The sequence below is a fragment of the Limibacillus sp. MBR-115 genome (genome assembly GCF_040549425.1).
GTDB classification, from domain to species: Bacteria; Pseudomonadota; Alphaproteobacteria; order Kiloniellales; family CECT-8803; genus Limibacillus; species Limibacillus halophilus.
Genome location: NZ_JBEPTJ010000001.1, coordinates 150,743 through 175,431, shown reverse-complemented (window position 1 = coordinate 175,431; position 24,689 = coordinate 150,743). Strand labels below are relative to the sequence as shown.

The window sequence follows — 24,689 nt, the reverse complement described above, 5'->3', positions numbered from 1 at the left end:
AATGCTGAAGAAATCGCCTTCAATCGTTACGGACCCCGCGGATCGGAAGGGTCACGGAGTTCATTCCCTTGGCCGCCCCTCGCTGGACGTTCATTTGCACGCAGTGATCGCGCGGTTGACGGGTGGCGTTTCGCCAGCAGCTCTATTGCTGGCCTATGGCGATTGGGGCCAACACCTGCTTATGTCGCCGGATAAACAGCTTGAACTGGTCGAGAAGGCGGCACGAAAGTGGTCCCGCTTTCTGAACTATTACCCGCAGGCTTGTGCCGATCCGCATTGCGCAATCTGCATCGAGCCGCTGCCGCAGGACAAGCGCTTTGCCGGCGAGGCATGGGAGGCATGGCCATACAACGCGATTTCTCAGGGTTTTCTTCTGACCCAACAGTGGTGGCACAACGCAACGACCGCGGTGAATGGCGTCTCGAAGCATCACGAGGATATCGTTGCCTTCGCTACGCGTCAGCTTCTGGACATGGTCTCTCCGGCTAACTTTCCAATGACCAATCCGGAAGTGGTCGACGCAACCATCAAGCAGTGCGGGATGAACTTCGTTCGTGGTACGGCCAATTTCTGGGAGGATTGGCGCCGTTTGGAGAGTGGCGAAGGCCCGGTCGGCTCGGAAGAATTCCAGGTCGGTCGAGATATCGCCATCACGCCCGGCAAGGTTGTCTTTCGCAACCGGCTGATCGAGTTGATCCAGTATGCTCCGGCAAGCGGCAAGGCCTATGCCGCGCCAATCATGATCGTCCCCGCCTGGATCATGAAATACTACATCCTCGACCTCTCGCCTGAAAACTCGATGGTGAAATACCTGGTCGAGAAAGGCCATACGGTCTTCGTCCTGTCTTGGAAGAACCCTACCGGTGAAGACCGGGACCTTGGAATCGACGACTACCGTCGGCTTGGCGTCATGGCCGCACTCGACGCCATCGACGCCATCGTTCCCAAGCAACCGGTCCATGCCGTGGGCTATTGCCTCGGCGGGACTCTGCTTGCCATTTGTGCCGCGGCCATGGCCAGGGATGGCGATGATCGCCTTAAGAGTCTGACGCTCCTCGCCGCCCAGACCGACTTCACGGAGGCTGGCGAGTTGATGCTGTTTATCGATGAAGCCCAGATCACATTTCTCGAACATATGATGGACCAGCAAGGTTATCTCGACAGCAAACGGATGGCTGGCGCCTTCCAGCTTCTGCGATCAAGCGACCTCATCTGGTCGAGGATGGTCCGGCACTACCTGTTGGGCGATCAGTCGCCGATGATCGATCTCATGGCCTGGAACGCCGATGCGACGCGCATGCCCTACCGCATGCATTCGGAATATCTGCGTAAGCTGTTCCTCAACAACGATCTGGCGGCCAACCGCTATGAGGTCGACGGTCGTCCGGTATCCTTGCGCGACATCCGCGTCCCGGTCTTCGCGGTCAGCACGATCTCCGATCACGTCGCCCCCTGGAGATCGGTTTACAAGATCCAAATGCTGGTCGAAGCCGATGTGACGTTTGTTCTGTCCAATGGTGGTCACAACGCGGGCATTGTAAGTCCAGAGGGTCGACCGAATCGTTATCACCAGATCGCAACGCATGAGGAGGACGAGAACTACCTGGATCCGGATGCGTGGCAGAGTACCGCTGCCCACCATGATGGCTCTTGGTGGCCGTGCTGGCAAAACTGGCTGGCGTGCAGGTCTGGCGAGCCTTCCCAACCGCCGCCGATGGGTGCGCCGAAGAAGGGCTACAAGGCTCTGTGCGATGCGCCTGGCACCTATGTGCTTGAGCCCTGAGGGAGACCAGTGACATGGCCAGGGCACAAGGTAATGAAAAGCAACTGTGGGACGACGCCAAACAGGTCACGATCGTTGGTGCTGGGCCGGCAGGCTTGGCCTGTGCCATCGTCCTTGCCCGTGCCGGTCGCAAGGTTATCGTGCGCGAGTGGCACAAAACGGTTGGAAATCGCTTTCACGGGGATTTCCAGGGACTCGAGAATTGGAGCGACGGTCGTGACGTTCTCGACGAATTGCGCGCAGCAGGGGTCGATAGCAATTTCGACTGCCATCCGGTGCGGGAAAGCACGGCTTTTGATTCCTGGGGGAAGGCTTATCCGATCCGCTCTGAACGACCGCTTTATTATCTCGTTCAACGCGGGAATGACGCCGCCAGTCTGGATAGTGGCCTTCTTACGCAAGCGCTCAAACTGGGTGCGGAGGTGCGTTTCGGCGATCGAGTAACAAAAACGAGTGGCTCAACCATTCTCGCCATCGGTCCTCGAATCGCCGATGCTATCGCCGCCGGCTATGTCTTCGAGACTGATCGCCCGGATGGTAGCTGGATCGTTTTCAATAACGCACTTGCCCCGCAGGGCTACTCCTACCTGCTCACGCACGGCGGTCATGGAACGGTGGCGAGTTGCCTCTTCACCGATTTTAAGCGCCAGGCTGAGTATGTGGAGCGGACCGTGGCTTTTTTCCGCGAGCGTGCCGATCTCGAGATGCTTAACCCCAAGCCTTTCGGTGGGTTTGCAAACTTCCGACTGGCACGCACCGCCGTTCAGGGCGGACATCCGGTCATTGGGGAGCAAGCTGGTTTCCAAGATGCGCTCGCCGGATTCGGCATGCGTTATGCCCTGCGCTCGGGTATCCTCGCGGCACGCAGCGTGATCGAGAGTGTCGATTACCACGCGCTATGGCGTCGTGAATTTTTGCCTCTGCTTAGGACAGGCATCAGTAACCGATTCCTGTTTAAAGCAGCCGGTGATCGCGGCTGGCGCTGGGCGCTCCGTGGACTCACCCGATCCGACACCGTCGGGAAGCTCCAGCGGCTATATCGGCCCTCCATACTGACGCGTCTCGTTTTTCCGATCGCTTATCTGCAGAACCGCCGCTCCTTGCAGGACCCGAGCTGCGATCACATCGATTGTGGGTGCGTGTGGTGCCAGCACGGAATGCGGGCAATGGCGGAAGTAAATCTCTCAAACCAAGAGGAATGCTACTGATGGAAATCCTTGATCTCAGCGGGCGCAAGGGCCTCGTCGTCGGGATCGCGAATGAAGATAGCCTGGCATGGTCTGCCGCGCAGCATTTCCGCAACGCGGGGGCGGACCTAGCGATTACGTATCTGAATGACAAGGCCAAACCCTACGTCGCGCCGCTCGCGCGTCAGGTCGAGGCGCCGATTTTCCTGCCTGGCGATGTGACCCTTCCCGGCCAGATGGAAGCGGTCTTCGAGGCGATCGAACGGGAGTGGGGACGCCTGGATTTTCTCTTCCATTCTATTGCCTGGGCTCGCAAGGAAGACTTGCACGGTCGGCTGACCGACTGTTCGGCTGAGGGATTTGCCAAATCGATGCAGATTTCCTGCCACTCATTCATTCGGATGGCAAAGCTTGCCGAGCCGCTTATGGATAAGGGCGGAAGCCTCATGACGCTCAGCTACTACGGCGCCGAGAAGGTGGTTGACCACTACAACGTCATGGGGCCGGTCAAGGCAGCGCTCGAGGCTTCCGTCCGCTATCTGGCTCACGAACTTGGGCAAAAGAGTATTCGGGTGAACGCCATTTCGGCGGGCGCCATCAAGACACGAGCGGCCACTGGAATTGAGCATTTCGACGAGCTGCTCGACGAAACGAGGCAAAAAGCACCCCAACGCCGCACGGTCGATGCCTGCGAGGTTGGGCGTGCCGCTCTGCTCCTCGCCAGCGACTACACGACCGCCATTACCGGGGAAGTGCTCCATGTCGATGCCGGTTTTCACATCGAAGGTATGGTTTTCCACTAGAACAATCGAGCAAAAGGATGAACGAGCGATGACTGTCAGGGACCCTGTCTGCGGAATGCAGATCGATATAGAAAAGGCGGTGGCTCAGGAGGATCATGGCGGGTGGATCTACTTCTTCTGTTCAGGCCAATGCCACCGCCTCTTCAAAGCCAGCCCAGAGCGCTATGCATCGAATCGGCAATCGACGGGCGCTGCTCCCGCAGAGAGCGAAGGAGGTGAACGTGGGAGGGTCTGAAATTATGGCGAAACGGGCTGGAGCCCTTGGTTTCCAACGCTTGAAGTCAGGGCGGATTAATATGCCAATCAAAGAAGGATATCTTGCCATGAAAACAGCTCTTGCCGTTGTTATCCTCGCCGCCGCCGCCGGTATCGGTAGTGTCGCCGCGGCTGCAGAGACGCTCTACATCCCGCTTGGGAGTGCAGGCGAGGCCTTGATCATCGACACCCGTTCCGACGAAATCGTCGGACGGATACAGGATATTCCGGATGTCCATGGCTTGGCCGCCACGGCTGATGGCAAGCTCCTGATCGCTGCGAGTCTGTCGGAACAGGAGGGTGGCGCGGGTAGTATACCGGACAAACCCGAGGGGGTGGCGGAAGACGAGCATGCCGGCCATCACGGCGCGAACCCGGCAATGCCCGAGAGCGATACGGTCAGCATCCTTTCCCTGATCAATGCCCGGACATCCCAGATCATGCGGCGGATCGAGGTGCCGGGGGCGGTTCATCACGTTGCGACCACACCGGATTCCCGCTTTGCAATCGCCACTCATCCGAGTAGCGGTCAGGTGAGTATCGTCGATTTGGAGCGTTACGCCCTTGTCGCCACTCTGGCTACTGGACCCGCACCCAATTATGCGGTGGTCAGTCCGGATGGCGCCCGGATCTTCGTCAGTAACGCCGGGAACGATACCATTAGCGAAATCGATCCCCAGCGCTGGATCGTACGCCGCAACTTTGTGGCCGGTAAAAGCCCCGAGCACATGGTGCTGTCACAGAACGGTCAGCGACTTTATGTCGCAAACGTGGACGATGGCACGGTCTCCGAGATCGACGCTGCGGAGGGAGTGGTAATGCGGACTTTCGAAGTCGGCGGCCGTTTGCACGGGATCGACCTTTCCGAGGATGGACGACGGCTGTTCGTTTCCGCTCGCGAACGCAATGAACTGGTTGTGATGAATCTGCACACGCTGGAGATTTTCCGCGCGACCCTTGGGCCTGCGCCCTATCACGTAGCGACAGCAGGCGGGGCCGGTAAACTCTATGTCTCCAGTGCCGAGGAGCCGAAGATTTGGGTTCTCGATCTGCAAACGCTGCAACGGCTTGCCGAAATTCCGATTCGCGGTGAGGGCCACCAGATGGCGGTGACGGCACGGTAATTGGCCAAAGGAAATCCGGCATGCGAAAATTCCTTCTGTCTCCCACCGGCTTTGTGTTGACCGGTTTCCTGGTTATTGGCGGCTACTTTCTTTGGGCCGAACATCAGGTTCATGTCGTTACGGCGCTGCCGTGGCTTCTGATAGGTGGGTGTCTGGTGATGCACCTATTTATGCATGGAAGCCACGGGGGGCATGGCGGTGGACATACCGATGGGCGAGCCAATTCGCGAGACAGTGGCGGTAGTGATGACGCCAAGGCTGTAGATCATGAAGGAGAGGAGCGTTGAACGAACCGCTTCCCGCATACGGCCTTTGGTCACTGGTTTTCATTAACTCGGTCGTATTTATCCTGTTTGCGTTCAGCTTCTTCAAACCAAAGAGCAAGCGTGATTGGCGGACGATTGGTGCATTTAGCGCTTTCATCGTTGCCTTATTCACTGAGATGTATGGGTTTCCGCTAACGATCTATTTTTTCTCTGGGTGGTTGCAAGATTATTATCCTGAGATCGATTGGCTTAGCCATGATGCTGGCCATCTCCCTGAAATGATCTTTGGTTGGAAGGCGAACCCGCATTTTGGCCCGTTTCATCTCTTGAGCTTCGTGTTGATTGGTGGCGGCTTCATCTTGTTAGCTGCAGCGTGGCGCGTTCTGTACGAGGCGCAGCGCCTGAACCATTTGGCGATCACGGGTCCCTACGCTTATGTGCGCCACCCCCAGTATGTTGGATTTATCCTCATTATGCTGGGCTTTTTAGTCCAATGGCCGACGATACTCACTATTGGAATGTTTCCGGTGCTTGTCTGGATGTACCTGCGACTAGCGCGCCAGGAAGAACGTGAAGCACTTGCGACACATGGTGACGACTATGCGCGTTACATGACGCTTGTGCCTGGATTTATCCCGCGATTGGGGCAATTTCTACGGATCGAATCGTAACCACCCTCCGGATAGGAATCTTGCGAATGGTCACTTCGGCAGTGTCAGAGCAAAATTGTTTGAGCGACCATTGCATGCCTCGTAGCGTCCTGGGATGAAGAATCCATTCCGATACTTTAAGACTGCACCAGAGGTCACTCGCTTGGCGGTTATGATGTACGTCCGTTTCCCAATATCGTTACGCCAAGTCGAAGGCCAGTTCCATGAGCGTGGCATCGATATTTGCCATGAAACGGTGCGCGCATGGTGGATCCGGTTCGGACCGATGTTTGCAGCGGAGATTAGAAATAAACGGTCAAGATCAATGCGAACCATTGTCCAATGGCCTTGGCATCTAGATGAAGTTTTCGTCCGGATCAATGGAGATGCTATGTATCTCTGGAGGGCCGTCGATCACGAAGGCGAAGTCCTTGAGGTTATCGTTACCAAACGGCGAGACTGCAAAGCTGCATTGAGGTTCATCCGCAAAACGATGAAGCGCTACGGGCGTCCAAAAGTCATTGTAACAGACAAACTTCGGTCTTACCGAGCCGCGATGAAAGTGATCGGAAATGAAGCCATTCAAGAGACAGGAAGATGGCTAAACAATCGAGCCGAGAACTCACATCAACCGGTCCGACGACGAGAGCATGCAATGGCAAAATTCAGGGACGCGAAGTCGCTTCAGTTATTCGCCTCAATTCACTCGTCAATCTATAACCACTTCAACCAGGATCGCCACTTAATCCCTCGAAATGTCTTCAAGGTGAACCGTTCCACCGCCTTGGCAGAGTGGTGTCAGCTTGCCGCCTGAAATCTATTGATCAGGGAGTTTAGTTTACCGAGTGGAATTCCCCGGACATGCCCTTTGATACCATCGGTACGAAGTGCCGCCTTGAGGAGTTGGATTGTCAATGCCGCCCAATCCCATGAAAACAAGTTTGCGGGATGGAACGTCAGTTCTGATTCGCCCGGTAGGCCCCGATGACAGGCATTTACTGGAGGTTGCTTTTGCACATCTCTCCAAGCAATCGCGCTATTTTCGTTTTCTCTATCCCGTAAACCAGCTTTCAAAGCAACAACTCGATCAATTTACTGAGGGCTTGCACCGGGATCATGTCGCCTTGGGCGCCCTCGATGTTTCTCAACCCGAGCCTGTGCCCGTCGGTCTCGCTCGCTATGAGCGCTTGCAAGCGCAACCCGAAATGGCCGAATTCGCGGTGACCGTTGTCGACAGCCATCAAAAGCGTGGTTTGGGGAGCCTCTTGATTGGCGCCCTTGCTGCTTTGGCAGTCACGAATGACATCAAAGAATTCGTGGGCTTTGTTCACGGGGATAACGGAACCATGATCAGGCTGCTAAAAGCGCTTGGGGCCACACAGCGGAACACAGATGCCGGCGTCGTGGAGCTTCTGATTCCCCTTTATGTTGATGCGGAGTTGTATCCTGTGACACCGGCCGGCCTCTCCATCCGCCAGGCATACAAACTCACCCATGCCTCGGCAGATGCATTGCCGCCTGGGGGCGACACCTACATTTGATATTAGGAATGAATAATGAAGCCTGTGCGGATCTTGATTATGACCTTTGTTGTTGCACTTGGTGGTATCGGCGCCGGGCTCTACTGGTGGCAGCAGCAGAGCGATCTGCCGGAGGGATTTTCCCGCGCGAATGGGCGGATCGAGGCAGAGCGGGTCGATGTCGCTCTCAAATTCGGTGGGCGGATTGCCGAGGTGCTGGCTGATGAAGGGCAGATGGTCGCGGCGGGAGACATCATCGCCCAAATCGAGTCCACCGAACTAGAAGCACAAATTCGCGCTGCGGAGGCCTCGACCCGCCAGGCGGAGCAGGAACTTGCGCAGGCCAAGGCATTAGTGGCTCAGCGCGAAGGCGAAGTGACGCTCGCCAAAGCTGAGCTGAAACGCACAGAGACTCTCTTCACGCGCGGATATGCAGCGGGAGAGAAACTCGATCAGCGCCGCTCACAGGAGATCACAGCAGTTGCAGCGCTCAACACCGCTCGTGCACAAGTTGCCGCCGCCGAGGCGGCGATTGAGGCGTCGGAGGCGAGAGTTGCGGCCTTGAAGGCGAATCTTGCTGATTATACGCTAATTGCGCCAAGAAGTGGGCGTGTACAGTATCGCTTGGCGCAACCGGGTGAAGTTCTAGCGGCGGGTGGTAAAGTTATTTCGCTGCTTGATCTGACGGACGTCTATATGGATGTCTATTTGCCTACGGATGATGCGGGCCGGCTTCGTTTTGGCGCTGAAGCGCGGTTGATTCTTGATGCGGCACCTCAGTACGTTATTCCAGCGTACGTCACCTTTGTAGCCTCAGAGGCGCAGTTTACTCCAAAATATGTGGAGACTGAGAGTGAGCGTGAGAAGTTGATGTTCCGAGTCAAGTTGCAGATACCGGTAGAGATTCTCAGCAGATATCAGGATGTTGTAAAAACTGGCGTTCCGGGAGTAGCCATTATCCGCGTCTCGCCGGAGGCCGTATGGCCGGACACGCTGGCGGTGAAATTGCCTTGATGAGGCCGCCCGCTGATCCTGTTGCCACTCTGGGCGGCGTCACCCACCGATACGGGGCCGTCGCGTCGCTCGATGACGTGTCGGTTGCGATCCCCGCGGGAAAGATGGTCGGTTTGATCGGGCCGGACGGGGTGGGTAAGTCCACATTTTTGGGTCTGATCGCGGGCGTGCGGCGCCTTCAAACCGGCGCGGTCGAAGCGCTCGGTGGCTCGATGGGCGACCGGCGACACCGCGACGTGGTCTGTGCGCGCATCGCCTACATGCCGCAGGGACTGGGGCGTAACCTCTATCCGACGCTTTCGGTCTTTGAGAACATCGATTTCTTTGGCCGTCTTTACGGCCAGTCGGCGAGTGAGCGTGCCACGCGGATAGGCGACCTGTTGAGGAGCACGGGACTCGACCCATTCACCGACCGTGCTGCAGGGAAGCTTTCCGGTGGGATGAAGCAGAAACTATCCCTCTGCTGTGCGCTAATCCACGACCCTGATTTGCTCATCCTCGACGAACCGACAACCGGCGTCGATCCATTGTCGCGCCAACAGTTCTGGCAATTGATCGACCGCATCCGCGCACGCCGCCCCAGCATGAGCGTGATCACGGCCACGGCTTATATGTCTGAGGCCGTGCGGTTCGAGCATCTGATCGCGATGAGTGCGGGCCGCATCCTCGCGGTCGGAACGCCCGACGAACTCAAGTCGCAAGCTGGTACCGATACCCTCGAAGCCGCGTTCATCGCGCTATTACCTGAGGAAGATAAGCACAGCCATCAAACCATCACGCTGCCGCCACGCAATGCCCGAGAAGGCCCGCTTGCTATCGAGGCGGAGAGGCTCACGATGCGCTTCGGCGATTTCACCGCCGTCGATCACGTAAGCTTCCGCATTGAGCCAGGTGAGATTTTCGGTTTTCTCGGATCAAACGGCTGCGGCAAGACCACGACCATGAAGATGCTGACGGGCCTGCTAACCGCCAGCGATGGCGAGGCTCTGCTTTTCGGCAAGCCCATCGGCGCCGGTGGCATGGCGGCACGTCGGCGCGTCGGCTACATGTCGCAATCATTTTCGCTCTATTCCGAACTTTCGGTGCGCCAAAATCTTGCGCTGCATGCCGTTTTGTTCCACTTGCCTGGAACGCGCCGCAGTGCCCGTGTCAATGAACTGATCGAGCACTTCGATTTGGGCGGCGTGGCGGATGCAACACCCGAAAGCCTGCCCCTGGGCGTGCGCCAGCGCCTCCAATTGGCCGTGGCGGTGCTGCATGAACCCGAGATGCTGATCCTCGACGAGCCGACCTCCGGCGTCGATCCGATCGCGCGCGATGCTTTCTGGGCGCTTTTGATCGATCTGTCGCGCAATGATGGGGTAACGATCTTCATCTCGACACATTTCATGAATGAAGCCGAGCGATGCGACCGCATCTCTCTGATGCACGCAGGCAAGGTGTTGGCACAGGGCACGCCCGACGCGTTGCGCCAGCAGCGAGGCGCGGCGACCCTCGAAGAGGCTTTTATCGCTTATCTGGAAGAGGCTGGCGCAGAAGACAATACACCCCAGGGGACAGTCGCCCTCCCGACCACGACCGGCCCGCGTGGACCAGAAATCGGATGGATATCGCCCTCTCGTGTCTGGGCCTTTGCCCGACGTGAGGCAATGGAAATTTTGCGCGATCCTATTCGGCTAGCATTTGCGCTGCTTGGCCCGATCATCTTGATGCTGGCGATGGGATACGGCATCACCTTCGATGTAGAGAACCTATCCTATGCGACCTTGGATCAGGACCAGTCGCGCGAAAGCCGGATGTTCCTCGATGCGATGTCGAGTTCGCGCTATTTCGACGAGCGACGCCCGATAGCCGATTTTGCCGAACTGGATCGTCGCATGAAAGCAGGTGATATCGCACTCGCTGTCGTCATTCCCCCTGAGTATGGCCGTGACCTCTTGGCGGGCCGAACCCCCCAAATTGGCGCGTGGCTCGACGGGTCGAATACGACGCGTGCAGAAACCGGTCGGGGCTATGTGCAAGGCGTGCTGTTTGCGCACTTAGGTGATCTGTCGATGCGGGAGACCGGGGAGGTCCCCAGCTTCTACCCTGCGACCGTGGAACCGCGGCTCCGCTACAATCAGGCCTTTCGTTCGCAATACGCGATCCCACCTGGCGTGCTGATGATGTTGCTGATCATGATCCCGGCCATGTTGACGGCGCTCGGCGTGGTTCGTGAAAAGGAGATGGGCTCGATTCTCAATCTTTACGCCGCACCCACCCGCAAGATCGAATTCCTGTTGGGCAAGCAACTGCCCTATATCGGCGTCGCGATGATCAGCTTCGCCAGCCTCGTTGTACTGATGTTGACGGTGTTTGGCATTGGGTTGCCGGGCAGCTTCTTGGCATTAGTGTTGGGGGCGCTGTTCTTCACCACTGCAGCAACGGCATTCGGTCTCGTTGTCTCAACATTTGTCCGGTCGCAGATTGCAGCGATCTTTGCGACGGCGATCGTCGTCATAATTCCGACAGTAAATTTTTCGGGGATGATGTATCCGGTCTCCACCCTGGAAGGCGGGGCGGCATTTATCGGACAGGCTTTTCCTGCGCTCTATTTCCAGCAGATAAGCGCCGGCGTCTTTAACAAAGGTCTCGGCTTCGCAGCGCTCTATGCCAACCACCTGATCCTCGCTGGGTTCTGTGTATTTTTCTGGGCGGTTGCTGCCGCACTGCTGCGGAAGCAGGAGGCCTGAACCATGCGCTGGATTGCCAATATTTACCGGCTGGGCGTCAAGGAGATCTTCAGTCTACTGCGCGACCCGGTGCTGATGGGCTTGATTATTTATACGTTCACCGTTGCCATCTACACCGTCGCCCACGGGGTACAGACCGAGCTGAATAATGCGTCCATCGCCATCGTCGACGAGGATAGGTCAAGTCTGTCGGCACAGATTACAGGCGCATTTCTGCCGCCTTACTTCAAAACGCCGAAGGTGATCGATCTACGCACGGTCGATTCGGGCATGGACGCGGGCCGATACACCTTCGTGCTGGATATTCCCTCCGGTTTCCAGGCGGATGTGTTGGCCAGGCGGCGGCCAGTCGTCCAGCTTAACGTCGACGCCACCGCGATGACGATTGCCGGAAATGGGGCCACCTACATCTCCAGTATCATCAACGCCGAGCTGCTGAAATTCGTCAGTCGATCCAGCGGCGGCGCTGACCTGCCAGTCGACCTGCGGGTGCGGGCAAAGTACAACCCCAATCTTGACTCCACTTGGTTCTTAGCGGTAATGCAGATTATCAACAACGTGACTATCCTCGCGATCATCCTGAGCGGCGCTGCCGTGATCCGCGAGCGCGAGCACGGAACTCTCGAGCACCTGCTAGTTATGCCGGTTAGCTCCAGCGAAATCATTTTGGCCAAAATCTGGGCGAACGGGCTGGTGATCGTTTTGGCGGCGGTGCTTTCGCTGCAAGTCATTGTGCACGAGTTGCTGGGCATACCTATCGCGGGCTCGATCATGCTCTTTGCCTTTGGTTCGGCAGTGTATTTATTCGCCGTAACTGCGATGGGGATCACACTCTCGACCCTGGCGACGACGATGCCACAATTCGGATTACTGGCCATCCCAGTCTTCGTTGTGATGAACCTGTTGTCGGGCGGGGTCACACCACTGGAGAGCATGCCACCCGCCCTTCAGAATGCGGTACAGGTTCTGCCATCGACCCATTTCATAAAGTTCGCGCAGGCGGTTTTGTATCGTGGGGCAGGGGTCGAAATTGTATGGCCCGAATTACTGGCTACAGCCGGGATTGGAGCTGTCTTTTTTTGTTTTGCACTGTTTCGTTTCAAAACATCCCTGGCATCGGTCAAATGAAAACCGAACCGGAGACAGGCCGCGACTTACTGTGGGGCGGGTTATATGTCGAAAGATCATGCTGCAGTCCCGTGTAGAATCTCGAACGGCTTGGATAGGGGATTTAATTCTAAAGTACAGGTGCGAGGAGGCGTGCTGTCTGCACTGCCACCTTGAAGTAGAATGGGCGCTGTTCTAGCTCGGCCATATCTATTTGATAAGAGCGAGCGAAGTCCGTCTCCAACATCCTTTCCACTTCTTTGGTGAAGAGACGGTCAAGGATTATAATTGTGATTTCGAAATTAAGTCGAAACGACCGATTGTCCATGTTCGCTGTGCCGACTGTTGCAACGTCTTCGTCAATGAGTAGTACCTTCTGATGCAGGAACCCTGCTTGGTAACGATAGATTTTGATACCAACGCGATCGAGCGACTTGAAATAGGAGTAGGTTGCGAGGTCAACCAGTAAATTGTCTGAGTTTTTTGGCAACATAATTCGGACATCGACGCCACGCAGCGCCGCCAGTTTGAGGGCGGCCATGACACTGGTGTCTGGAACGAAATATGGACTCACGATCCAAAGCCTTTGTGAGGCAGCCAGGATCGCCTGGACCACGAATAGGTTATAGGTTTCGAAATCATCCGCAGGTCCTGACGGTAGGACCAGTACCTTCTTATCACCGCCCGGGGCTGGTTCTGGTAAATATTGGAGGTCTGGAACAGTGTGGGTAGCCCAATACCAGTCTTCAAGATAAGAAAGCTGAACGCCTTGTACCGCAGGCCCTTCGATTCTGACATGTGTATCCCGCCAGGGCCCAAACTTGGTGTGGCACCCAAGATATTCATCGCCGACATTATGACCGCCCACATAGGCGACGCGGCCGTCCACGACCACAATCTTGCGGTGGTTGCGGAAGTTCAATTGGGATCGACTCCGACGGCTTTTAGTGGTTTTGAAGCTGGACACCGCGATTCCCGCGTCGCGTAGCGCCGCTACGTACGATCCTGAAATCTGACGACTTCCGATCTCGTCATAAAGAAAGAAGACTCGAACACCTGCTTTGGCTTTGCGAATTAACCGCTCCTGCAGTGCACGACCTATGCTGTCCGAACGAACGATGTAGAATTGAATGAGGATGTAATCTTGAGCGTCTTCAATTCCGTCGAAAATTTTGTTAAAAGTAGCTCGTCCATCGATTAGAAGTTCGACCTTATTCTGTCCGGTGAAGGGATACTTTGCCAACCTTTCGACTGCTTCTATTGCAGCCCGATCACCTGGTAGCACGCCTTCCAGGTTAAGCACGTACTGGGTCAAATTATCGGCCAAACTACGAACTTCACGGTCGCCAGACCTTCGCGCAAGGGTGTATCCGTGGAATTTTCTTTGTCCGAAGAACCAGTATAGCGGTAGCGCCAAATACGGCAGGGTTATCAAAACGACTGCCCAAGCAATGGCACCCTGGGATGTCCGCGCTTTCATAATTGCGTCAAATGCGCTTGCGATGCCCAGGAAGTAAACAAAAATGGCGATCAATCCGAATAAGATAGGCTGATCTAGAATCGTCATGAGTTAGCTCGTGCTTTGGTGAAAGGCCGCTCAAGTAGAGCATTGTGTCAATGTACTTGCACTGACCGTCCATTCCTGTCGACAGGATAGTTGTTTGAATGGAGCCTCAGTGGTGAATGTCGACTGAGTGATTTATCACTGCCTCCAGGCACACCTTTCCCCTTGCACCACCGGGCGCGACAATACGTGTCAAAACCTGTCAAAGTCGGTATTTGGCGCCGCCAAACAAACCTGACCAGAAGGGAGGCGGTTTATTAAGAAAAGTCGGAAGATTGAGGCTTGCCGCCCAGTAAAACGATCACTTAAAGTGCTTGTCTTGGAGTGCAAGAATTTTCCTAATTCAAGCTGGGCTCTGCCCATTCGTCCACGATTAGGAAATCCGTCGGGAAATTGGCCAAATCGACATTCACGTTCTGGCCACCCCGCAACGATGGCGTGCTTGGCACCCGCATTGCTCAGGTAAGAGAAACCTATGTGTCTTTCTGCTCCTGTCAGTTTTGCCGCTAGCGGCTTCCTAGTTGTCGGCGGCGCCTTCGCCAGCTGGAAGGCCTGGAACATCAACAGACGGTATCTGCCGATTGCGTTGATGCCGCTCTTTGCGGGCGCCCAACAGTTCTTGGAAGGCAATGTCTGGGTGGGCATGAACAGCGCCGATCCCTTTACCGTCTTGTGGGGCGCACTGGGTTTCATTTTTTTCACATGGTTCATGTGGCCGATATGGATTCCCTTTTCAGTCTATGTGCTGGAGCCACCGGACAGCCCACGAAAGTCCCTGTTTCTGGCCTTCGCACTAGTCGGGACCGCATTCGGAATTGCACTCTATGTTCCGCATGTGCTCAACCCCGACTGGGTTAATGTGACGATCAATCGGGACTCGCTGGCCTATGAAGGCACCATGTTGCTCGACTACCTGATGCCGCGCGAGATGACCTACGTGATATACCTGTTCCTGATTATCGTGCCGCCGCTGATGTCAAGATACCTGCATGTCAAATACTTCGGACTTACGCTGATCGCCGTGGTTACCCTCGACATTCTGCTGTTGCGCTATGCCTATATCTCGTTCTTCTGCCTACTCGCCGGGCTTGGAACTCTACACTTGATATACATAATCCTGCGCAACAAATGCGCCCGGGAATGTCCGATGCTGTTCGCCTAGAGATAACCAATAATGTTTCTACGCATGCCGTCTCTAACGCGAGACCAAATGGCTGGCACATCACGGTCCACTGGTCACGGCTTAGGGGAATTAGGCCTCAGAAGCCAAATGCTGACGGCCAGTCGCTTGAACAATCGGACCGATAGCTTCAATCAACAATTCGTCCCACAACTGGAGTGATCATGGCGCGCATTTGAGCCCCGGCTTCACTTCATCGCTTCTGCGTTATTCGTGCCGCCCGCCGTCGGCAATTCCTTCTACATCCAACGCTACTTGATCTCGTCGAACACTCAGGACTTCTAGCGTCTTTGCGTTCGTTCCATGGGTATCTGGATTTTCCCCGCGACATTGGCGATCAAACCAGATGGGAACCGTAGCGGTTACGGCCGAACTGTAACAAAAATCATCGTCATCCGTCTTCTCAGTATCACAACTAAAGGCTTGCCGAATGCTATGGCCCACGAGCCTGCCCATCGCGACAGAAACCGTCTGCTAGGGAGCAATCAGATGTCGGGATCAGAATTTAGAGAAATAGAGGGTCTTCTATCATGACCTTGGCATACCGCATAATCCGCAGCGAGCACTACGAGATTGGCCTCGTCACGCATTGCCTGGAAAACCTTTCGGGGGCACTGCATGGGAAAGCGTGGATGCCGGACTTCGATCTCCTTTTCTTGCTGCTCGACTACGTCGAGAGCTTCCCTGCAACGTTCCACCATCCGAAAGAGGAAGATTACCTCTTCAAGGCGATCCGCTTCCGTGATCCTGGATCCAGCGGCCTTATCGATAGGCTTTGTGCTGACCACGCGGATGGATTGGACCTCATCAACGAGTTGAGGCAATCGCTGGAAATGTACTCCAGCCACCCTGACGCTCGTAGGTGGTTTTGCCATGCGGCAAAATCATTCGCTGATCACGAACTGTGCCACATGCAACGAGAAGAGCGGACGGTTTTACCCTTGGCGCTCCAAGTCTTGACCAAGGACGATTGGGTCGAGATCAATGCCGCATTCGAGGAGAATAGTAATCCCCTCTTCAATGACAAGCGGCGGGAAAAATTTGATCAGCTGTTCGCACTGATTCTCCAGCGAATACCATCCGCGGCAGTTATCAATGACCGCAAAGAGGAGGCGGTCTGAGCATGTCTAGAAAGCCTGCTAATCGACGAATTTCAATGTACGTGAGGTCAAGGAAGCAATTTGCCTTGCAGGGTGTTGAATCTTCCGTTCAACAAAGTATGCCGGAATCTTCGTGGCCAACCGAGACCTTTGATGCCCTCCTTTGTAGCCTTAAGACTATTGCAAGATTGGCCGGTCAGATCTTCCCTAGCGGCTTACTAATACGCAGGAAAAATTTAATTTCCATTTGATTTCGATCAATGGCAGGGGGCGCTTGGTTGCGTAGGTTTAACATGAACCAGTACAGCGAGTACTGATCGAACCACGTCAATTTCAGGTAAGTGTTTGTTTTCACCGTACGGCCCAGAAAATGCGGCCTGATAGGAGATGGAGACTAAAAATGTCTGCCGAAACTGATACAACAACAAATCCCGATCAGGAATTGGCGTCGCGATTCCCAACCGCTTATACAATCCTTTTCCTCCTGATAATTTTGGTTGCCGCGCTAACCTGGATCATTCCGGCGGGAACCTATGACCGTGTCATGAGCGAGAGTGCCGGTCGCGAGATTGCCGTGGCTGGAACCTACAAGACGGTCGATCCAAATCCGCAGGGAATTGCAGAGGTCTTTCTGGCCCCTATTGCAGGCTTCTACGACCCTGACAGCTACGCGGCCAATGCGATCGACGTTGCTTTGTTTGTGCTCTTTTTAGGTGGGTTTCTAGGCGTCGTGAATGCGACAGGCGCCATCAACACCGGTATCCAGAGCGCTATGCAGCGATTCGAAGGACGCGAAATCTGGATGATTCCGATCATGATGGCGCTGTTTGCCATCGGCGGTACCACCTATGGCATGGCTGAGGAAACACTGGCTTTCTACGCCATTCTGATTCCGGTGATGATCGCCGCAGGCTATGACGCAGTGACCGGCGTTGCGATCATCCTGATAGGTGCGGGCATCGGAGTTCTGGGGTCCACCATAAATCCCTTTGCAACCGTCATCGCTTCGAACTCGGCAGGTATCCCCTTTACTGACGGTATCGTGTTGCGGGTACTGCTTCTCCTGGGCGGTTTTGCCATCTGTGCCGCTTATGTCATGCGCTATGCCCGGCGGGTGAAGGCCGACCCGTCCCGCTCCATCGTGGCGCGACAAGCCGCGGCGCATCGCAAACTGTTCCTGCAAGACAGGGCCGAAAAGGGCGACGACGTTACGCTCAATGTCACCCAGAAAATCGTTCTGGTGATTTTTGGGCTGACCTTCGCGGTGATGATTTGGGGTGTGTCCTCGCAGGGCTGGTGGATGGCGCGCATGGGCGCTCTATTCTTTGGTTCTGCACTGCTTATCGGGATCATCTCCCGTATGGGCGAGAAGAAACTGACCGGGAGCTTTGTGGACGGCGCGCGCGATCTATTGGGCGTGGCGCTGGTCGTCGGACTGGCTCGTGGCATCGTCGTGATCATGGAACAAGGTCTGATCGCGGATACGATCCTAAACAGCGCCGAGCAATCGCTGGGGGGGCTGAGTGAGCTTGCGTTCATCAACTTGATGTTCTGGATCGAAGTTGGGATGAGCTTTTTCGTGCCATCTTCATCGGGGCTTGCTGTTCTGTCGATGCCGATCCTTGCGCCGCTTGCTGACTTTGCCGGTGTGGGCCGCGATCTAGTGGTGACTGCCTATCAGTCTGCCAATGGGTTGGTAAACCTGATCAATCCTACCTTTGCGGTTGTGATCGGTGGGCTGGCGATCGGGCGCATCTCCTATGATCGCTGGATCGCGTTCATCTGGCCGCTGTTGTTGATTTTAACCGTGTTTATCTCCGTCGCGATCAGTATCGCGGCCGTACTCTAATCTGCTGGAAAAGGAACAAGGACTTGGCTGAACTATCATTAGGCGTGCATTCGGAAACCGGGAAACTGCGGCAGGTTGTCATCTGTCGACCAGGCCTAGCTCACCGTCGCCTGACGCCGAGAAATTGTGAGGAACTGCTGTTCGATGACGTGTTCTGGGTGAAACAGGCACAGAAGGACCACGACGTTTTTGCCGAAACGATGCGAAACGAAGGGGTCGAAGTGCTGGAAGTTGGCGCCCTTTTAGGCGAAACCCTGGACATCCCCGAGGCGCGGTCTTGGGTGCTGAACCAGCGCGTGAAGTCGCAGGACATTGGCGTGGGCATGCTGGATGAACTGCGGGCCTGGCTGGAGGAGTTGCCGGGTGAAGAACTTGCTCGGTTCCTGATTGGAGGGCTGGCAGTCGATGATCTGCCTTTCATTCCGAAGGGCATGTTCGGCAGCTACTTGGGGCCACAAGGCTTCGTGTTGCCGCCCCTGCCGAATTTTCTGTTCACCCGCGACAACAGCGCCTGGATCTATGGTGGTGTCACACTGAACCCGATGTATTGGCAGGCCCGTCGGCCGGAGACGCTGCTTACCGCCGCGATCTATCACCACCATCCCAAGTTCGCGGGGAAAGTCGAGGTGATCTGGGGCGACCCGGAGGCCGACCACCGCTTGGCCACACTTGAGGGCGGTGACATCATGCCGGTGGGAGACGGGCTCGTGCTGGTCGGTATGGGCGAACGATCCTCACCCCAGGCAGTCGGGTTGCTGGCCAAGGCCCTCTTCAATCAGGGGCGGGCTGAGCGAATTATTGCCTGTCAGATACCGAAAACGCGTTCTGCCATGCATCTGGATACGGTCTTCACCTTCTGTGGCGGAGATGTAGTGACCAGCTTCAAAGAGGTTGCGGACGAGATAACCTGTTATGATCTTCGCCCGGGCGAAGGCGCCAAACCACTGGAAATACGTGCCGACCCGCGCCCGATGTTTGAGGTGGTGGCCGAGGCGATGGGGCTGAAGTCGCTTCGAATTGTGCCCACCGGCGGCGACAATCCTTCCGAACAAGAGCGTGAGCAATGGAACGACGGCAACAATGTGCTGGCGCTGCGTCCAGGCTTGGTCGTCGGTTATGACCGCAACGATGACACCAATGCTGATTTGCGGGCTGCTGGGATCGAGGTTTTGGAGGTGCCGGGGGCAGAGCTGGGCCGTGGGCGTGGCGGCAGCCGCTGCATGAGTTGCCCGACCATTCGTGATGCTGCTTGAACTCTGAAAGGACGATATCTGTGGCTTTCAATCTTAAAAATAGGCACTTCCTGTCGCTACGCGATTTCACACCGGGAGAAATTGCGTTCTTGCTCAAATTGTCGGCTGACCTGAAGGCTGCAAAATACGCTGGCAACGAGGTTGAGCGGCTGAAAGGCAAGGAAATTGCGTTAATTTTTGAAAAAGACAGCACACGCACCCGTGTCGGTTTCGAAGTGGCCGCACATGACCAAGGTGCAACAGTCACCTACCTTGGGCCGACGGGGACCCATCTGGGCCACAAGGAGACGGTTAAGGATACCGCACGTGTACTGGGCCGAGCTTATGATGCGATTGAGTATCGCGGTTTTGGCCAGAAGATCGTGCAGGAGCTTGCCGATTATGCTGGCGTTCCTGTCTACAATGGTCTGACGGACGAATTCCACCCTACACAGATTCTGGCTGATTTTCTGACTATGCAGGAACACGCAGAGAAGCCGCTGCGCGAGGTTTCGTACGCCTTTCTGGGGGATGCGAGCAACAACATGGGCGTAAGCTTGCTGATTGGTGGCGCCAAGATGGGGATGGACGTACGGATTTGCGCGCCTGATAGCTTATGGCCCGACCGTGCAATCCATGATGAAGCGCTGGCGATTGCCAAAGAAACCGGCGCGCGGTTGACCCTGACCGCAGATATAGAAGAAGCAGTGAAAGGTGTCGATTTCGTCTACACCGACGTTTGGGTCTCGATGGGCGAGCCGAAAGAGAAATGGGGCGAACGGATCAAACTGCTCATGCCCTATCAGGTCAATACCGAAGTGATGAACAAATCCGGCAATCCTCGGACGCGGTTTATGCACTGCCTGCCGGCCTTTCACAATACTGATACATCGGTCGGGGCCGAGATCGCGCGCGAGTTTGGAATCAAAGCCATGGAGGTGACTGAGGAGGTTTTCGAGAGCCCGGCCTCCATCGTTTTTGATCAAGCCGAGAATAGAATTCACACGATAAAGGCGGTTTTGGTCGCAACACTGGGAGGTTGAGATGTTGATAGTTGCAGCATTGGGTGGCAACGCACTTCTCAAACGGGGGGAACCGCTGACTGCCAAAGTGCAGAGAGCTAACGTACGGGTGGCTGTCGCGTCATTGGCGAAGATAGTGTGCGCGGGCCACCGTTTGGTTATTACTCATGGTAATGGCCCGCAGGTCGGCTTACTAGCGTTGCAGGGTGCAGCTTACAAACCTGAATCGGTTTTTCCACTCGATGTACTTGGTGCCGAAACCGGGGGAATGATCGGCTATATCATTGAGCAAGAACTCGAGAACGCACTTGGTCACAGTCGTCTCGTCGCAACACTGCTGACGCAGGTTCTGGTTGACGGTCACGACCCGGCGTTTGGCAACCCGACAAAATTTGTTGGGCCCGTTTATGAGAAGGACGAAGCCGAAGCGCTGGCAAGGGCGGCAGGATGGAAGATAGCGCGGGATGGGGCAAAATGGCGTCGTGTGGTTCCTTCTCCCAGGCCCGTTGAAATTCCGGACATGCGAGTTCTACAATTATTACTGGATCAGAACGTAATAGTGATTTGTACCGGCGGTGGTGGAATTCCGGTCCTACGCCTCGAAGACGGTAGCATGATCGGCATCGAGGCGGTGATTGACAAGGATGCTGCAAGCGCACTTCTGGCGCGTCAGCTCAAAGCCGATGCATTACTGCTCTTGACGGATGTAGAGGCAGTCTATCGCGACTTCGGCACAAAAAACGCCGCGCGGATTTCCAACCTGACTCCGACCGAAGCCTGCGCGCTGGGCCTTCCGGCCGGATCCATGGGCCCGAAGGTGACGGCCGCCTGCGACTTTGCGTCGACCGGCGGTTTCGCGGGGATCGGCCGACTGGACGAGGCCGTCGCCATTCTGGAAGGACGGGCGGGCACTAGAGTCTCGAAAGTAAGGTAGGATAAAGCTTTGCGACCGAACTCATCCACCGAACTGACCTCAACATCCAACGGCACTATCGTGGCCATTCGCGGCGGGACTGTGGACGCAGCCTTTCCGGATCCGGTGCCGCATATCTATGACTTGCTTTACGTCGGTGATATTGCGCTCGAAGTGGCGTCTCTGGTGGGTGGCGGTGTGGTGCGCTGCATGGCACTCGACCCAGTGCGCGGCCTCGGGCTGGGCGCGCCGGTGCGCGCCACTGGCGCCGCGATAAAGGTACCAGTCGGCGACCAGGTGCTCGGCCGAATGATAAATATGTTTGGCGCTCCAATCGACGGCTTGCCGGCTCCGGCCGCGACAGCCCGTCACTCGATCCACCGTGCCCCACCCGCTTTGGAGGATCGTATAATGAGGGCCGAAGTTCTCGAAACCGGGATCAAGGCCATCGATCTTTTGTCGCCGATTGAGCGTGGCGGTAAGACCGGTCTGTTTGGCGGGGCGGGCGTTGGCAAGACGGTCCTGCTTACCGAATTGATCAACAACACCGTGCAGCACCATCATGGTGTTAGTCTGTTCTGCGGTATCGGCGAGCGGTCGCGCGAGGCCGAAGAACTTTACCGCGAAATGGGCGAGGCGGGTGTGCGCGACAAGACCGTGATGCTCTTCGGTCAGATGAACGAGGCTCCCGGCGTACGGTTCTTGGTGGGCAATTCCGCCCTGACCATAGCTGAGTATTTTAGAGACGAAAAACGCCAAGACGTACTTTTGCTGATCGACAATATCTTTCGCTTTGTTCAAGCGGGCTCGGAGGTGTCAGGGCTATTGGGTCGGATGCCTTCGAGCGTAGGTTATCAGCCCACGCTTGCCACTGAACTGGCCGCTCTGCAGGAGCGTATCGCTTCGACCCGCAATGGGGCGATCACGTCGATTCAAGCGGTTTACGTGCCAGCGGACGATTTCACCGACCCGGCGGCGGCCCATATCTTTTCGCATCTTTCAGCCTCCGTGGTCCTGTCGCGCAAACGGGCAAGCGAGGGACTCTATCCGGCCATCGATCCATTGGAATCGGCGTCCGTCATGCTGACACCCTCGGTGGTCGGGCAGCGTCACTACGACATTGCCCGTGCCGTGCGCCGCACGCTTGCCGAGTATGAAGAGCTGCGCGACATAATCGCTATGTTGGGGATCGAAGAGCTTTCTGCGAATGATCGCACCACTGTTGCACGGGCAAGACGACTAGAGCGGTTTTTGACCCAGCCATTTTCCACTGTGGCGGCTTCTGTGGGCACGGCGGGCAAGCTTGTGCCAATTGAAACGACACTAGCGGGGTGCGAAACGATCCTCGACCAGAGCAAGTTCGACCTGCCCGAAAGCGCCTATTACATGATTGGCGGTTTGGCGGATCTGGAGACGGTGAGATGAGCATGGCAAACGACATGCATGTTACGTTGCGTCTTCCCACGCGGGCACTTTTTGAGGGTCGTGCAATAGGGTTGACCGCGGTTGCCGAGAACGGCCGGTTCGGGATCTTTCCCAATCATATAGATTTCGTCACTGCGTTGGTGCCCTCAGTGCTGACGTTGATGACACCGGAAGGGCGCGAGCGGGTCTTTGGTATAGACGAAGGGGTGCTGGTTAAGAGGGGCCATGCGATTGAAGTTGCGGTCCGGCGCGGCGTCGAAGGTGAAAACCTCGGCACGCTCCGCGACACGGTGCGTGAGACGTTCATTGAGGTGCAAGATGATGAACGCGTAGCGCGCTCCGCCTTGTCGCGGTTGGAGGCCCACATGGTGCGTCGCTTCGCCAGTTTGCGGAAGCCACAGCTATGACAGAAAATGGGGATAGATCGGCTGATGAAATCGGACGCCGCGCCGAGCGAATGAAAAGCGCACGCGACAATCCAGGTCCCAGCCCGCTGCGGGGCGTTGGCACCTTCGGTATGATTGGCTGGTCAATTGCTGTACCCACCGTTGGAGGTGCTTTTCTAGGACACTGGCTCGACGGGCTCGCGCCACAGAATTTCTCGTGGACCATCGCGTTGATCCTCGGCGGTGTGGTGCTGGGCGGTCTAATTGCCTGGGCGTGGGTCGGCAAGGAAGGGAGCGGCCAGTGACAGGAATTGATTGGCACGCGCTCATGTTGGGTCTGGCGGTCGGCACGGGAGTCAGCGCGCTGTTTTTCGTGGGCCTCGCATTCGGAATGCGGATGGCATTATGCGCGCCGCGACCAACGGCGATTCTGCTGCTCAGCGCAAGTTTGCGGATCGCCCTGTTGCTGGCTGTCGGCTGGTTCGTCATTCAATTGGGGGGCTGGGCCTTTCTGGGTTATGCCGCATCGTTTCTGATCGTACGTTTTATTGCCATCACCATTGCTCAGCCCCAACTCGCTCGGGGAGACATCTGATGGATCTGACACCGGACAGCACTATTGTGTTCGAAGCCTGGGGCATTCCCATCAATGCTACCATCATCAGTACCTGGATTGTTATGGCGCTGCTGACGGGTATGTCCATGGTGATCACCCGCAAGTTGCGCCCGGAGGTGCCACCCAACCGCTGGCGTACGATGCTCGAGGTGATCGTGCAGGGCATCGAAGGCCAAATTGCGGAAATCGGGCACCGGCCGGGGCATGGGCTGCTTTACTTTGTGGGAACCCTTTTTCTGTTCATCGTCATATCGAACCTCATGATGGTGGTGCCGGGATTTCGCCCGCCCACTGCCTCTCTTTCGACTACCGCTGGGTTGGCGCTGTCTGTTTTGATAGCAGTGCCGATCTTCGGGATAACCAGCCGGGGGTTGGGGGGGTATCTGAAAACTTATCTTGAACCATCGGTGATTATGCTGCCCTTCAACATCATCAGCGAATTTTCGCGCGGCCTATCACTCGCCATCCGGCTATACGGCAACATTATGAGTGGGGCGGTGATCGCCGCAATTCTTCTGGGCGTGGCACCATTCTTCTTCCCTGTCGTTATGGACATGCTGGGGCTCCTGACTGGGCTGATACAGGCCTACATCTTCGCCATTCTGGCGACGGTCTATATCTCCTCTGCCACAGCCGAGCCGAACTCACCGGAGAACGCAAAGGAAACCCAATGACAGATATCGCTCTCATAGCCGCCATTTCAATTTTTACCGCCGGTCTGACCGTGTCTTTTGGTGCGATTGGTCCAGCGTTGGGCGAGGGGCGCGCAGCGGCGACGGCTTTAAGCGCCATCGCCCAGCAGCCCGATGCGTCTGCGACCTTGTCGCGGACGCTGTTTGTCAGTCTAGCAATGATCGAATCCACGGCGATCTACTGTTTCGTCGTCGCAATGATCCTGCTCTTCGCCAATCCGTTCTGGAACGCGGTTCTGGATGCGGCCCAGGGGGCGGCCAGTTGAGCA

At 56.2% G+C, this 24,689-nt stretch carries 25 protein-coding genes; 24 read left to right on the top strand and 1 reads right to left on the bottom strand.

What is annotated here, in order from left to right; genetic code table 11:
• Window position 1: 1 nt before the first annotated feature.
• The 12 genes from ABIE63_RS00815 (at window position 2) to ABIE63_RS00760 (ending at window position 12,462) form a co-directional block, all read left to right on the top strand.
• Window positions 2-1,783 carry an alpha/beta fold hydrolase gene (locus ABIE63_RS00815; protein WP_354501893.1) on the top strand — a complete coding sequence of 594 codons (1,782 nt, stop codon included), beginning with the start codon at window positions 2-4 and terminating at the stop codon, window positions 1,781-1,783.
• A 14-nt stretch (window positions 1,784-1,797) separates the two neighbouring features.
• Window positions 1,798-2,991 (top strand): NAD(P)/FAD-dependent oxidoreductase, encoded by a 1,194-nt coding sequence (locus ABIE63_RS00810; RefSeq protein WP_354501890.1) that lies wholly within the window; start codon window positions 1,798-1,800, stop codon window positions 2,989-2,991.
• Window positions 2,991-3,773 (top strand): enoyl-ACP reductase FabI, encoded by a 783-nt coding sequence (fabI, locus tag ABIE63_RS00805; RefSeq protein ID WP_354501887.1) that lies wholly within the window; start codon window positions 2,991-2,993, stop codon window positions 3,771-3,773. The genes ABIE63_RS00810 and fabI overlap by 1 nt, the downstream gene beginning before the upstream one ends.
• On the top strand, window positions 3,655-4,008 hold the full coding sequence (locus ABIE63_RS00800) for a YHS domain-containing protein (RefSeq protein ID WP_354501884.1): 354 nt from the start codon (window positions 3,655-3,657) through the stop codon (window positions 4,006-4,008). The genes fabI and ABIE63_RS00800 overlap by 119 nt, the downstream gene beginning before the upstream one ends.
• 88 nt (window positions 4,009-4,096) lie before the next feature.
• Window positions 4,097-5,152, top strand: a complete 1,056-nt coding sequence (locus tag ABIE63_RS00795) for a beta-propeller fold lactonase family protein (RefSeq protein ID WP_354501881.1) — start codon at window positions 4,097-4,099, stop codon at window positions 5,150-5,152.
• Between the two features lie 20 nt (window positions 5,153-5,172).
• Window positions 5,173-5,439: a DUF2933 domain-containing protein gene (locus ABIE63_RS00790; RefSeq protein WP_354501878.1), complete on the top strand. Its 267-nt coding sequence runs from the start codon at window positions 5,173-5,175 to the stop codon at window positions 5,437-5,439.
• The gene (locus tag ABIE63_RS00785) at window positions 5,436-6,089 is read left to right on the top strand and encodes an isoprenylcysteine carboxylmethyltransferase family protein (protein ID WP_354501875.1); all 654 of its coding nucleotides are present in this window, start codon (window positions 5,436-5,438) and stop codon (window positions 6,087-6,089) included. The genes ABIE63_RS00790 and ABIE63_RS00785 overlap by 4 nt, the downstream gene beginning before the upstream one ends.
• Before the next feature lie 94 nt (window positions 6,090-6,183).
• Complete coding sequence (locus ABIE63_RS00780) at window positions 6,184-6,882, top strand: IS6 family transposase (protein WP_354501872.1); 699 nt, start codon at window positions 6,184-6,186, stop codon at window positions 6,880-6,882.
• A gap of 100 nt (window positions 6,883-6,982) precedes the next feature.
• On the top strand, window positions 6,983-7,609 hold the full coding sequence (locus ABIE63_RS00775; RefSeq protein WP_354501869.1) for a GNAT family N-acetyltransferase: 627 nt from the start codon (window positions 6,983-6,985) through the stop codon (window positions 7,607-7,609).
• Between the two features lie 15 nt (window positions 7,610-7,624).
• Window positions 7,625-8,602, top strand: a complete 978-nt coding sequence (locus ABIE63_RS00770; protein ID WP_354501866.1) for an HlyD family efflux transporter periplasmic adaptor subunit — start codon at window positions 7,625-7,627, stop codon at window positions 8,600-8,602.
• Window positions 8,569-11,334, top strand: coding sequence for a ribosome-associated ATPase/putative transporter RbbA (gene rbbA, locus ABIE63_RS00765; protein WP_354501863.1), 2,766 nt, complete (start codon window positions 8,569-8,571; stop codon window positions 11,332-11,334). Before ABIE63_RS00770 ends, rbbA begins: the two co-directional genes overlap by 34 nt.
• A 3-nt stretch (window positions 11,335-11,337) precedes the next feature.
• Entirely contained in the window at window positions 11,338-12,462 is a 1,125-nt protein-coding gene (locus tag ABIE63_RS00760; RefSeq protein WP_354501860.1) for an ABC transporter permease, read from the top strand.
• Window positions 12,463-12,571: 109 nt separating this feature from the next.
• Here the strand turns inward: ABIE63_RS00760 and cls are convergent, their stop codons facing one another.
• Window positions 12,572-14,008: a cardiolipin synthase gene (gene cls / locus ABIE63_RS00755; protein ID WP_354501857.1), complete on the bottom strand. Its 1,437-nt coding sequence runs from the start codon at window positions 14,006-14,008 to the stop codon at window positions 12,572-12,574.
• A 472-nt stretch (window positions 14,009-14,480) separates the two neighbouring features.
• Here cls and ABIE63_RS00750 point away from each other — a divergent pair, with 472 nt between their 5' ends.
• From ABIE63_RS00750 to ABIE63_RS00695, 12 genes are all read left to right on the top strand, one after another.
• A complete protein-coding gene (locus ABIE63_RS00750; protein WP_354501854.1) occupies window positions 14,481-15,167 on the top strand; it encodes a DUF6629 family protein in 687 nt (228 codons plus the stop codon).
• A gap of 548 nt (window positions 15,168-15,715) precedes the next feature.
• A complete protein-coding gene (locus tag ABIE63_RS00745; RefSeq protein WP_354501851.1) occupies window positions 15,716-16,306 on the top strand; it encodes a hemerythrin domain-containing protein in 591 nt (196 codons plus the stop codon).
• A 379-nt stretch (window positions 16,307-16,685) separates the two neighbouring features.
• Window positions 16,686-18,134 carry a YfcC family protein gene (locus ABIE63_RS00740; protein ID WP_354501848.1) on the top strand — a complete coding sequence of 483 codons (1,449 nt, stop codon included), beginning with the start codon at window positions 16,686-16,688 and terminating at the stop codon, window positions 18,132-18,134.
• A 23-nt stretch (window positions 18,135-18,157) separates the two neighbouring features.
• Window positions 18,158-19,387, top strand: a complete 1,230-nt coding sequence (locus ABIE63_RS00735) for an arginine deiminase (protein WP_354501845.1) — start codon at window positions 18,158-18,160, stop codon at window positions 19,385-19,387.
• A gap of 20 nt (window positions 19,388-19,407) precedes the next feature.
• Window positions 19,408-20,409 carry an ornithine carbamoyltransferase gene (gene argF, locus ABIE63_RS00730; protein WP_354501842.1) on the top strand — a complete coding sequence of 334 codons (1,002 nt, stop codon included), beginning with the start codon at window positions 19,408-19,410 and terminating at the stop codon, window positions 20,407-20,409.
• Window position 20,410: 1 nt separating this feature from the next.
• Window positions 20,411-21,322, top strand: a complete 912-nt coding sequence (arcC, locus tag ABIE63_RS00725) for a carbamate kinase (RefSeq protein ID WP_354501839.1) — start codon at window positions 20,411-20,413, stop codon at window positions 21,320-21,322.
• A gap of 9 nt (window positions 21,323-21,331) precedes the next feature.
• A complete protein-coding gene (gene atpD, locus ABIE63_RS00720; RefSeq protein ID WP_354501836.1) occupies window positions 21,332-22,726 on the top strand; it encodes a F0F1 ATP synthase subunit beta in 1,395 nt (464 codons plus the stop codon).
• Window positions 22,723-23,133, top strand: a complete 411-nt coding sequence (locus ABIE63_RS00715; RefSeq protein WP_354501833.1) for a hypothetical protein — start codon at window positions 22,723-22,725, stop codon at window positions 23,131-23,133. Before atpD ends, ABIE63_RS00715 begins: the two co-directional genes overlap by 4 nt.
• The gene (locus tag ABIE63_RS00710) at window positions 23,130-23,417 is read left to right on the top strand and encodes an AtpZ/AtpI family protein (RefSeq protein ID WP_354501830.1); all 288 of its coding nucleotides are present in this window, start codon (window positions 23,130-23,132) and stop codon (window positions 23,415-23,417) included. Before ABIE63_RS00715 ends, ABIE63_RS00710 begins: the two co-directional genes overlap by 4 nt.
• Entirely contained in the window at window positions 23,414-23,707 is a 294-nt protein-coding gene (locus ABIE63_RS00705) for an ATP synthase subunit I (RefSeq protein ID WP_354501827.1), read from the top strand. The genes ABIE63_RS00710 and ABIE63_RS00705 overlap by 4 nt, the downstream gene beginning before the upstream one ends.
• Window positions 23,707-24,402 (top strand): F0F1 ATP synthase subunit A, encoded by a 696-nt coding sequence (locus tag ABIE63_RS00700; protein WP_354501824.1) that lies wholly within the window; start codon window positions 23,707-23,709, stop codon window positions 24,400-24,402. Before ABIE63_RS00705 ends, ABIE63_RS00700 begins: the two co-directional genes overlap by 1 nt.
• Window positions 24,399-24,686 carry a F0F1 ATP synthase subunit C gene (locus ABIE63_RS00695; RefSeq protein WP_354501821.1) on the top strand — a complete coding sequence of 96 codons (288 nt, stop codon included), beginning with the start codon at window positions 24,399-24,401 and terminating at the stop codon, window positions 24,684-24,686. The genes ABIE63_RS00700 and ABIE63_RS00695 overlap by 4 nt, the downstream gene beginning before the upstream one ends.
• Window positions 24,687-24,689: the final 3 nt, after the last annotated feature.

What these genes read in the sequence shown, in the direction of transcription:
- ABIE63_RS00775 (WP_354501869.1), top strand. Translation starts at nt 6,983, where the DNA reads ATGCCGCCCAATCCCATGAAAACAAGTTTGCGGGATGGAACGTCAGTT.
- ABIE63_RS00760 (WP_354501860.1), top strand. Translation starts at nt 11,338, where the DNA reads ATGCGCTGGATTGCCAATATTTACCGGCTGGGCGTCAAGGAGATCTTC.
- arcC (WP_354501839.1), top strand. Translation starts at nt 20,411, where the DNA reads ATGTTGATAGTTGCAGCATTGGGTGGCAACGCACTTCTCAAACGGGGG.
- ABIE63_RS00770 (WP_354501866.1), top strand. Translation starts at nt 7,625, where the DNA reads ATGAAGCCTGTGCGGATCTTGATTATGACCTTTGTTGTTGCACTTGGT.
- ABIE63_RS00795 (WP_354501881.1), top strand. Translation starts at nt 4,097, where the DNA reads ATGAAAACAGCTCTTGCCGTTGTTATCCTCGCCGCCGCCGCCGGTATC.
- ABIE63_RS00695 (WP_354501821.1), top strand. Translation starts at nt 24,399, where the DNA reads ATGACAGATATCGCTCTCATAGCCGCCATTTCAATTTTTACCGCCGGT.
- ABIE63_RS00800 (WP_354501884.1), top strand. Translation starts at nt 3,655, where the DNA reads ATGCCTGCGAGGTTGGGCGTGCCGCTCTGCTCCTCGCCAGCGACTACA.
- ABIE63_RS00790 (WP_354501878.1), top strand. Translation starts at nt 5,173, where the DNA reads ATGCGAAAATTCCTTCTGTCTCCCACCGGCTTTGTGTTGACCGGTTTC.
- ABIE63_RS00815 (WP_354501893.1), top strand. Translation starts at nt 2, where the DNA reads ATGCTGAAGAAATCGCCTTCAATCGTTACGGACCCCGCGGATCGGAAG.
- ABIE63_RS00700 (WP_354501824.1), top strand. Translation starts at nt 23,707, where the DNA reads ATGGATCTGACACCGGACAGCACTATTGTGTTCGAAGCCTGGGGCATT.
- fabI (WP_354501887.1), top strand. Translation starts at nt 2,991, where the DNA reads ATGGAAATCCTTGATCTCAGCGGGCGCAAGGGCCTCGTCGTCGGGATC.
- ABIE63_RS00810 (WP_354501890.1), top strand. Translation starts at nt 1,798, where the DNA reads ATGGCCAGGGCACAAGGTAATGAAAAGCAACTGTGGGACGACGCCAAA.
- ABIE63_RS00780 (WP_354501872.1), top strand. Translation starts at nt 6,184, where the DNA reads ATGAAGAATCCATTCCGATACTTTAAGACTGCACCAGAGGTCACTCGC.
- ABIE63_RS00740 (WP_354501848.1), top strand. Translation starts at nt 16,686, where the DNA reads ATGTCTGCCGAAACTGATACAACAACAAATCCCGATCAGGAATTGGCG.
- ABIE63_RS00715 (WP_354501833.1), top strand. Translation starts at nt 22,723, where the DNA reads ATGAGCATGGCAAACGACATGCATGTTACGTTGCGTCTTCCCACGCGG.
- ABIE63_RS00710 (WP_354501830.1), top strand. Translation starts at nt 23,130, where the DNA reads ATGACAGAAAATGGGGATAGATCGGCTGATGAAATCGGACGCCGCGCC.
- cls (WP_354501857.1), bottom strand. Translation starts at nt 14,008, where the DNA reads ATGACGATTCTAGATCAGCCTATCTTATTCGGATTGATCGCCATTTTT.
- rbbA (WP_354501863.1), top strand. Translation starts at nt 8,569, where the DNA reads ATGGCCGGACACGCTGGCGGTGAAATTGCCTTGATGAGGCCGCCCGCT.
- ABIE63_RS00745 (WP_354501851.1), top strand. Translation starts at nt 15,716, where the DNA reads ATGACCTTGGCATACCGCATAATCCGCAGCGAGCACTACGAGATTGGC.
- ABIE63_RS00750 (WP_354501854.1), top strand. Translation starts at nt 14,481, where the DNA reads ATGTGTCTTTCTGCTCCTGTCAGTTTTGCCGCTAGCGGCTTCCTAGTT.